The organism is Dyella ginsengisoli LA-4 (assembly GCF_000334915.1).
Lineage (GTDB): Bacteria > Pseudomonadota > Gammaproteobacteria > Xanthomonadales > Rhodanobacteraceae > Dyella_A > Dyella_A ginsengisoli_A.
On the sequence record NZ_AMSF01000035.1, the window covers coordinates 1 to 1,213 of the forward strand.

The window sequence follows — 1,213 nt, forward strand, 5'->3', positions numbered from 1 at the left end:
TGTAATGACCCAGTGATTTCCTGCTCAGGTGTTACGTTTAGACGGAGACACCATGAGCATCGTGATGGAAGAAGAGATCAAACGCTGGACGGCGCGCCGGAAGTCGGCACTGGTCCTGGAGATCATCCAGGGCAAGACGAGCGTGTCGGAGGCGAGCCGGCAGTTCGACCTGCCGCCTTCGGAGATCGAGAGCTGGGTCGAGGACGGCAAGCGCGGGATGGAAAACGCGCTTCGCGCCAAGCCTGAAGACGTGCGCGAGCAGTACGAGCGCCAGCTCAAGGAGCTGCAGGAAGCCTACGGCGAAGCCATGCTGGAGCTGCGTGCGCGAAAAAAATTGGCGTCCCTGTTGGGCAAGGACGAGACCTGATGGTCACGATCCAGCAGGGACTGCGGGCGGAGGGTGTGGCAGTGTCGATGGCCAAGCTGTGCCGCTGGTTCGAGGTGCCGCGGCGCACGGTGTACTACCGGACGGTGAAGTCCGCACCCAAGGTACGGCCGGAGCTGGCTGCACCGATCAAGCAGATGATCGAGGCGGAGCCGTCGTTCGGTTACCGCACGGTGGCCGGCTTGCTGAACATGAACAAGAACACGGTCCAGCGGATTTTCCGGTTAATGGGCTGGCAGGTGCGCAAGCGGGCTGTGGGCATGCGTCCACGGATCCAGGCCTTGCCGTCGGTAGCCACGGCCCCGAACCAACGCTGGGCAACGGACCTGTGCCGGATATGGGGCGGGCGTGACGGCTGGCTCACGTTGGCGCTGGTGATCGACTGCCACACCCGGCAGTTGCTGGGCTGGCAACTGTCGCGGACCGGGCGCGCAACCACTGCAGCCGCGGCCCTGGAACAGGCCTTGATCACACGCTTCGGCACGCTCGGCCGCGTGCCCGAGGCATTCCTGCTGCGCTCGGACAACGGTCTGGTCTTCACCAGTCGCCAGTACACGCGGCTGGTCCGCAGCTATGGCCTGCAGCAGGAGTTCATCACGCCGCACTGCCCACAGCAGAACGGCATGATCGAACGCTTCATCCGTACGCTGAAGGAGCAGTGTGCACACCGACACCGCTTCGAAAGCCAGCAGCATGCGATGCGGGCGATCGGCGACTGGATCGCGTTCTACAACCACCGGCGTCCGCACCAGGCGTTGGGGATGAAGACACCCGCTGAGGCATACGCTTTAGCGGCCTGACCTGTGCAGGAACCGCTGGGTCATTACA

Annotated in this window: 2 protein-coding genes; both read left to right on the forward strand. The window is 63.7% G+C overall.

All coding sequences use genetic code 11. The features are described 5' to 3' along the window. Positions 1–28 precede the first annotated feature (28 nt). Positions 29–367 carry a DUF1153 domain-containing protein gene (locus C693_RS0110160; protein WP_277813086.1) on the forward strand — a complete coding sequence of 113 codons (339 nt, stop codon included), beginning with the start codon at positions 29–31 and terminating at the stop codon, positions 365–367. Further along, a complete protein-coding gene (locus C693_RS0110165; RefSeq protein ID WP_017462166.1) occupies positions 367–1,185 on the forward strand; it encodes an IS3 family transposase in 819 nt (272 codons plus the stop codon). The genes C693_RS0110160 and C693_RS0110165 overlap by 1 nt, the downstream gene beginning before the upstream one ends. Positions 1,186–1,213 lie beyond the last annotated feature (28 nt).

Coding starts and splice junctions, on each gene's coding strand:
- C693_RS0110165 (WP_017462166.1), top strand. CDS start 367: ATGGTCACGATCCAGCAGGGACTGCGGGCGGAGGGTGTGGCAGTGTCG.